The sequence below is a fragment of the Loktanella sp. DJP18 genome (assembly GCF_049310965.1).
In the GTDB taxonomy this organism is placed as follows: Bacteria; Pseudomonadota; Alphaproteobacteria; order Rhodobacterales; family Rhodobacteraceae; genus Loktanella.
Map to the genome: position 1 here is coordinate 1 of NZ_JBMERN010000160.1, position 6,785 is coordinate 6,785.

7 protein-coding genes and 1 pseudogene are annotated in these 6,785 nt (G+C 57.0%); 2 read left to right on the plus strand and 6 right to left on the minus strand.

The window, feature by feature from the left end; genetic code table 11:
• Positions 1-25 precede the first annotated feature (25 nt).
• Both ACOI1H_RS22480 and ACOI1H_RS22485 read left to right on the plus strand, forming a co-directional pair.
• Positions 26-208 (plus strand): annotated as a pseudogene (locus tag ACOI1H_RS22480) (MobA/MobL family protein); the annotation flags it as partial.
• A gap of 30 nt (positions 209-238) precedes the next feature.
• Positions 239-919: a hypothetical protein gene (locus ACOI1H_RS22485; RefSeq protein WP_422440344.1), complete on the plus strand. Its 681-nt coding sequence runs from the start codon at positions 239-241 to the stop codon at positions 917-919.
• 49 nt (positions 920-968) lie between these two features.
• Here ACOI1H_RS22485 and ACOI1H_RS22490 read toward each other — a convergent pair whose 3' ends face one another.
• The 6 genes from ACOI1H_RS22490 to ACOI1H_RS22515 all read right to left on the minus strand — a co-directional run.
• On the minus strand, positions 969-1,370 hold the full coding sequence (locus ACOI1H_RS22490) for a DUF2442 domain-containing protein (RefSeq protein ID WP_422440334.1): 402 nt from the start codon (positions 1,368-1,370) through the stop codon (positions 969-971).
• The gene (locus ACOI1H_RS22495) at positions 1,363-1,602 is read right to left on the minus strand and encodes a DUF4160 domain-containing protein (RefSeq protein ID WP_422440336.1); all 240 of its coding nucleotides are present in this window, start codon (positions 1,600-1,602) and stop codon (positions 1,363-1,365) included. Before ACOI1H_RS22495 ends, ACOI1H_RS22490 begins: the two co-directional genes overlap by 8 nt.
• Positions 1,603-1,721: 119 nt before the next feature.
• Positions 1,722-4,841, minus strand: a complete 3,120-nt coding sequence (locus ACOI1H_RS22500; protein ID WP_422440337.1) for a type ISP restriction/modification enzyme — start codon at positions 4,839-4,841, stop codon at positions 1,722-1,724.
• Between the two features lie 17 nt (positions 4,842-4,858).
• Positions 4,859-5,254 (minus strand): helix-turn-helix domain-containing protein, encoded by a 396-nt coding sequence (locus tag ACOI1H_RS22505; RefSeq protein WP_422440339.1) that lies wholly within the window; start codon positions 5,252-5,254, stop codon positions 4,859-4,861.
• Between the two features lie 48 nt (positions 5,255-5,302).
• Complete coding sequence (locus ACOI1H_RS22510; protein WP_422440340.1) at positions 5,303-5,860, minus strand: helix-turn-helix domain-containing protein; 558 nt, start codon at positions 5,858-5,860, stop codon at positions 5,303-5,305.
• A 500-nt stretch (positions 5,861-6,360) separates the two neighbouring features.
• Positions 6,361-6,785 (minus strand): hypothetical protein (locus ACOI1H_RS22515; RefSeq protein WP_422440342.1); only part of this gene is annotated, 425 nt, incomplete at its 5' end.

The following is a 6,785-nucleotide window of genomic DNA, read 5'->3' on the forward strand; positions in this document are numbered from 1 at the left end:
TCAGTCCCAGTTTGTCGACCGCGGCATGGTGGCCGACATCGCCTTGCACGCGCCAGGACGCACTGGCGACGAGCGCAACCACCACGCCCACATCCTGCTCACCACCCGCGAGATGGATGCGGATGGCTTCACCACCAAGAACCGCGACTGGAACGCCGTCGAGGCTCTGGAGGGCTGGCGGGCGGCGTGGTCGCACGATGCCAACGTTGCTCTTGAGCGCGCCGGCATCGAGGAGCGCGTGGATCACCGCACCCTTGTTGCACAGCGCGATGAGGCGCGTGAGCTGGCCCGCGACGCGCATGAGCGCGGCGACGAGGCCGTGGAGCTGCGAGAGACCGTGCGGGCCGTCGCGCTGGACCGCCCGCCCCTGCCCCAGCTCTCGCTGGGGGCATGGCAGCTCAAGGAGCGCGGACAGGAGGTTGCGGCCGTCCGCGTCTGGCACGAGGTCAAGGACCGTGCCGCCGAGGTAGCGCGTGTGGCGCAGGAGCTGGCCGGTCACGTGCGCGAATGGCTGGACCACACGGCGGAACGGGTGCTGGACCGGTTCCAGCCGGAGCTGGCGCGCGATGGGGGCAGCAACGACCGGGTTCAGGCCTCAGATCTTGCCGCCCGTCTGCGCGAGGCGTGGGAAGCGCGGCAGAGCCGCCAAGAGGTGCGCGACGTGGCTGTGCCAGAGCGGGGCCGGGAGGTGCCGGAGCAGGACGTATCGCAGAGCCTGGCAGACCGGCTGCGTGAGGCGGCGCGGGGGATCGATCCCGATACCCTCGCCGACCGCGCCGCTGCCCTACGCGACGGGCGCGAGGCAGAGGAACGGCACTTGGCGCTAGAGGCCGAGAAAGTGCGGGCGCGAGAGTTGGAGATCGAGCGCGAGGCGGCAAGTATAGCCGAGCGCGACAGCGGGATCGGGTGGAGTCGGTAGGGTGTCCGTGTATTGCCATTACTGGGTGCGGTGACAAATTTGCTGCGCGTTACGCCTGTTTCTTCGGTCGCCCGCCCTTGGCACCGTTGGCGCGGGCGGCAGCAGCCTTGGCGGGCGATGTGGCCTGTCCGGCGCGGCGAGCCATGTAGGCTTTCGTGCCAAACACTCCGGCCAGCAAGCCACTCACTCTGAAGTCCGCATCGAGGGCTTCCCAGTGCAGCCCATATCCCGCGCCGAGGATTTCCACTGTTGCAAGTTCATCATGCGTGGCGGTTTCCAGCCCCTGTGCGAGGTGGGGTGGAAAGGCGAAGGTGCAGCCGTTGTTCAGTTCGACGATGATGCGTGCGCTCTTGCGATCATAGCGCACGGCTGTCGCCCGCGGCTCGACAAGGTGCGCAATCCTGCCCCGTTCCAAGGCGGTGTCGATTTCGGCGTCTGTCAGATCAGCCATGGAATTCCCTCCACTTGGCAAGAAACTGTTCTTGCTGGTCGCGGACCACCTGCATGGCGCGACGCAGATCGTTGGCCTTCATGTTTTCAGCCTTGACGAGTGCTGGCGCACCGTCAGGCCCGATCAGGTTTATCTTGGCCTGACCGTCGCCGAACACATGCACGTGGGCTGGTTCATGGTCGTCTGTGAAGATGATAATGCGCAGCCCATGCGCCCGGTAGATCGTGACCATACAGAAGAATAACCCATCGTGATGGGTTATTCAAGTGATGGCGGGGTGGTGTGAAGTTAACGTTCCTATTTCTTGCCAACTTCACACCCTGCCTTTGCGGCATGGAACACCCGTAACGATTACTCTGGAACAGCCATATCCATCGTAATTGTGCCCATGATCCTGTCAGTTTCGGCGAGGATTTTCAGGATGCGCTGGTAGTGCTTCACGTCATCGAAGGTCAGTGCGCGACCCTTGCGGTCTTTCAGCCATTTGTGGGCGGGCTGGTAGCCACCGACGTGTAAGCCCCATGAGACTTCGGGGGCACTGTCGAAATACTGGGTCGTGTTGACCCAGACTTTGCCATCCTCGAACCTCGGCTTGTCCACGACGTTGTCGCCTTCTTCGCTGTCCAGTGTCGTGAAGGGAAACGGGGTGGAGCCGATTGCGGCAGGGTCCATCAGATGCAGCTTGCGCAGCTCGGTGCCCTTAGCTGACACGTCCCAGAACTCGGCTGGAGAAGCGGGCCACGGGATGCGGGGGAAGTCGATCTTCAAGAGCTCGGCATAGGTCTCGCGATAGGCGGGGCAGTGCAGGACGCCATAGATGTAATCGAAGACGGCGATCTCGTTCGGAGTGCCTTTGTCAGGGTGTGCAGCCAGCTTTTGCAGCCGCTTGTAGAGCTTACGGTCGAAGTTCACCCGGCGGGTCTGATCGAGGTCTTGTTCGTCGGGGTAGAGGTAGAGGGGAAGGCAGTAGTCTTGACCTCGGTTGCCAAGGTAAAAAGTGCCGTGGCAGCAGGCTATGTTCGTAACACCTGCATACGAGAAGTAGTCGCGGACGTTCTGACGATTGACGATTAGGCAGAGATTTGCCCGCCCAACCACATGCTGCATAATATCGCGGCGTGGGTAGGCGACAAACCCTTTGGTTTTCCCTGAATAATAGATGTTCTGAACATCGAAGGGCTTATATAGGAATGGAACTATTTCACCTCCCCCTGATCTAACGTCTTCTACCGCAAGGGCCATCTTCCAGTCGCGGCTATCTTTTGGAATAGAGTATTTAATACGTAGATCACTCTCTTCTAAATATTTGAAGTCTCTAAGCCTTTGGGTTAAATCCTCTTTCTGTGTGGCGATACACAAGGCATCTTGCTTGGTCTGAATCCCGGAGCTCAGTTTTCCAAAGAAGTCGGAAGTCGAAAAACCCTTTTCATACTGCTCCCTTTGCGCCGCGTCGTTGGGAAGGAAGCGATGTAACGGCTCCTGACAATCAAGCTCTTTGAATCCAGTGTCGTGTATTTGGAGAGCAGATAAACCATCATATTTTGCCTTTCGGCGGCCCGTCATGTCGCGATAGTGGACGGTGGCCAGCGAACCTCTGTCGATGTTTTTGTGTGTACGCATAACAGTGATAGCGACACCCTGCATGATGTCGAAGACATTCTCATCGTGGCCCTCTGTGGGGGCGTCGGATCGGGTGTCTCCGTGCAGGTTCAAGATTGATATTTTGTCGAAAGTTTCTCTTAGGTGGCGGCGCATCCCTCTTTGGGTGGCACCATCGAGGAATGAATTGTTTGTAATCATGGCGACGATACCACCGCCGTTCTTTTCAATTAGACTCTCCGCCAAACGGATAAATTTCATATAGTCATCATTGAGGTTTACCTTTCGTTCAGAAAGCCCCTTCTTGTATTGAGCCATCTGATCCATGATCCATTCACCATTGTTCGAGCTGCTCTTGGAGTAGGGCGGATTTCCAATCACGCACATGATGGGCATGTCGCGTTTGATGGTGTTGGCGCCCTTGGCCTCGCGTGAGAGCCATTGAGTGAAAGGAAGGGTCTGGTTGGCGGGTTCACCCTCTTCGAGGCTATTAGTCAGGAAGACTGAAAGGCGGGGCGGCTCCTTCGTGGGTTTGTAGCCCATCTCGGTCAGGATCATGTCGAGCTTCATGTGGCACATAGCATAGGAGGCCATGAGTAGTTCGAATCCGTGCAGGCGTGGGATCAGGTCGGCCTCGATGTAGCTGGACCACATGCCGGGGGCCACGCTCTGAATCTTGGGTGCAATCTGCTTGATGACCTCAGCGAGAAAGGTGCCGGTGCCGGTGGCAGGGTCGAGAATCTGAACCCGGTGGACCTCTTTCTTGATCGTGATGGCCTTGCCCTTCTTGCCGGTCTGGCCTGTGTCCCAGTCCAGCGTGACCTTCGAGGTGTCGGCGAGGCCATCGGGCAGGCCAAATTCGGTTTGCAGCACCTCGTCTACAGCGCGGACGATGAAATTGACTACGGGTTCGGGCGTATACCAAACGCCACGGGCTTTGCGCTTGGACGGGTTATAGGCGGCAAGGAATGTTTCGTAGAAGTGCAGGAAGGGGTCGTTCTGACCAGTCAGCTTGCCGAAGCCTTCCATGATCTTCGCCACGTCGCAGGCTTGGAAAACGCACGCCAGGTCGTCGATGATCCAAGCGATCCGATCATCAAGGTCGTAGCCAGCCACGTAGCTAAATAGTGACCGCAGAAAAGGGTTGGACTTGGGCAACAGTTCCAGCGCTTCTTGGCGGCTGAACGTGTCCAGTGTGGTGTCGTGCAGACGGGCTGCAAACATTCCGTAGGCAATAGTTTCGGCGTAGATGTCGGCGAAGTCTTCTGGTGTGATGTCGTGGATCAGATTTTCTTTGAACGCCTGATACTGGGCTGTCAGTTCGTTTTGAATCGCCTCGTCCTCGGCCAGCGTCTTGCGCAGCACGTCCTTAATTAGGTTGGCCTTGCCTGCCATGCGCTCGGCCAGATCGCGGGGGCTGGTGATGGTCTGGGGCTTTTGCGCGATGAAGTCGCGGAGCAGGTTTTCCAGCGTTTCGTATTGATCCGGTTTTGGGATCACGCCCATCAGGAAGTCAGCGATGCTGACAGAGGCGGTCAGCTCACTGTCACGGTAGAAGTCCCAGTCGAGGCCGTTGGTATAGACAAGGTTGGGTAGAGCGGCCTTGTAACGCTCCTGCTGCGTCTTGTTGCTGTCCTTCATGCCCCTGATGGGAATGTGCAGGTCTTTAGCTTCCACATGACCGACAACGATTTCGCCGGTCGAGATGATGAAATCAGGCGCGCCGCATTTTACCCGCTTGGGTTCGTTCAGGGCAGTGACGCCGAGGGCCGCAAAGAGCGCTTCGAAAACTGAGCGGTAGGAATGTTCGGTCGCGTTACCTGTGGCGTGAATGCTTTGAACTTTAGAAATGAAGTTTGAAATTACTGACACGGTGGCCTCTGTTGTTGTCACTGCCCGAGCAGCCGTTTGAAAAATCCTTTGGGGCGTTTGTCTTCCAGAAGGGCAGTTGCCTGCTGACGCCACTTGTCGCGATCCTCGCGCAAATCGGCAATGGTTTCTTGCAAAAGGGCGCGCTCGCGCTCGCGTTCTTTTTCCTGCATTTCCATCTGGATACGGAGTGTTCCTAAGCTGTTACATTGCTGTTCCGTATCGTTCTTATGTAACGGTGCATCGGTTGTTCCGGGTGTTACGCTTGGGAACAGGCGATGAAGCTCTGACGGTTCGATAATATATGAGCCATCATCCGCTTTAGATGCTGAAATCTTTCCAGATTTAATCGCACGATGCAGAGTTGTCTTGCTTTTCCCAACCGCTTTTGCAGCTTCACCAAGAGTGTAACTCATGCCGTTCCGCCGCATTCCAAATGGAACGGTACGGTGCGTTCCAATGTGTTACGCATCGTTGTCACCAATTTTTGTGGCGGGTAAGTCAGGTTCCATGCCCGGAAGGGTTGGCTCGGATGGCGGTGGCAGGCCGGGGCCTGTCGGAAGCTGTTGCTCTCCTCGGCCAATAGACGGGATCTGTTTAAGTGGTTTCTGGTGATCCAATTCACTCAGATCTGGCTGTTCGTCGTCGCTGATAACAACGGCTGCGCTGAACAGGCTGTAGCGGATACCATCGCGCCTACCAAGCCAAGCGACCCGGTCGTTGATGATGTAAGCGTTGGTTGTGCCGCGATCTCCAATTTGACGAACTTCAATCCAAAGGTCGTCTTTGAGCTTTTTTACGGCCCTTTGCACTGTTGGACGGCTCGCCCCCATTAAGCGGATCAGGTTTTTTTGTGAAATAACGACAGCGTTGTGATCACCAATCCGGGCAACAAGAAGGTGCATAAGCTGGGCTGCTTTTGGAGCTTCTGCGATCAGTTTTGCCCATGCCTCATGAGCGGCACGCTCGGTTTGAAGCCATAGGCCCGCAGGAGATTTCTCAGGGATTTTTTCGGCGGTCATATATGAGGCTACCTAGCATCAAATTCTTTCGGAAACGGTAAGTAAGGTTACGAATAGTGAAATTTTTTGCGTTCAACAAATGAAAATCAGTGTTCAGTTATTAAAAACCGGCCTCATCAGCTATGATGCTAGGTGGCCTCATGAGCTATGATGCTACCCCCCCCCCTAACCCATTGGAATCATTAGCTCCTAAATTCGCTCTTTCTAATGATCTATAGGAGGGCAAAAATCCACGCCCGTTCGAGCGTGAGCGCTCGCCAGATAGCTGGCGAACGATCGGGCGGGGGTGGAGTTTTTGACTGACGCAGGCGACGCAGGAGCCTGCCCATGCTTCGGTCCAGATTTTGCAACGTTGCTGGTGAGGTTCCTCGCAGCAACAAGCACGGCGCTGGCTGGATGGGGTGGGTCAGGCAGGGCGGGGAAGGTTTTGTCGAAATCCAGCGAAGCCGATTGTTGCAGACGCTGGATTTGCTCAGAATGGATTGGGGCAGGTTGAGGGATCAGTTTTTCGATTCCTGCTCGCGGCGATACTTGGCCAGCTCCGGTGTGATGATCCAGTGCGCACAATAGGTCGCCCCGTCGTTCATCTCGACCACCTGTCCACCAACCCCCGGCAGGCCGCATGCGTAGCGCGTCATACGATCCACGGAGAAGAACGTTTCTGCGGTTTCAGTCACGTAGGCTGTCAGCAGGCCCAGGAATGCCCCTGTGACGAGTGTAGCGGCCAAAAGGGTCCAGATGCCGCCTGAGAAACGCAAGGTGGCTCTACGGGCCTCTCTGGCGCGCTGTGAGAGCTTCTCGCTTTCGACGGCCAGTTCGGCCCTGATGCCCTCAAGGGTCGATTGTGCGGCCTTTGTGGCGGCCACTGTGGCGTTGTGGGCCATCTGGTCCCTGTCGGCCTTCAAGGCCTCCTGAAGGGCCGCTG

Bases quoted from the DNA above. Each gene is read 5' to 3' on its own strand.
- ACOI1H_RS22490 (WP_422440334.1), bottom strand. From the start codon at position 1,370: ATGGCTGATCTGACAGACGCCGAAATCGACACCGCCTTGGAACGGGGC.
- ACOI1H_RS22495 (WP_422440336.1), bottom strand. From the start codon at position 1,602: ATGGTCACGATCTACCGGGCGCATGGGCTGCGCATTATCATCTTCACA.
- ACOI1H_RS22505 (WP_422440339.1), bottom strand. From the start codon at position 5,254: ATGAGTTACACTCTTGGTGAAGCTGCAAAAGCGGTTGGGAAAAGCAAG.
- ACOI1H_RS22510 (WP_422440340.1), bottom strand. From the start codon at position 5,860: ATGACCGCCGAAAAAATCCCTGAGAAATCTCCTGCGGGCCTATGGCTT.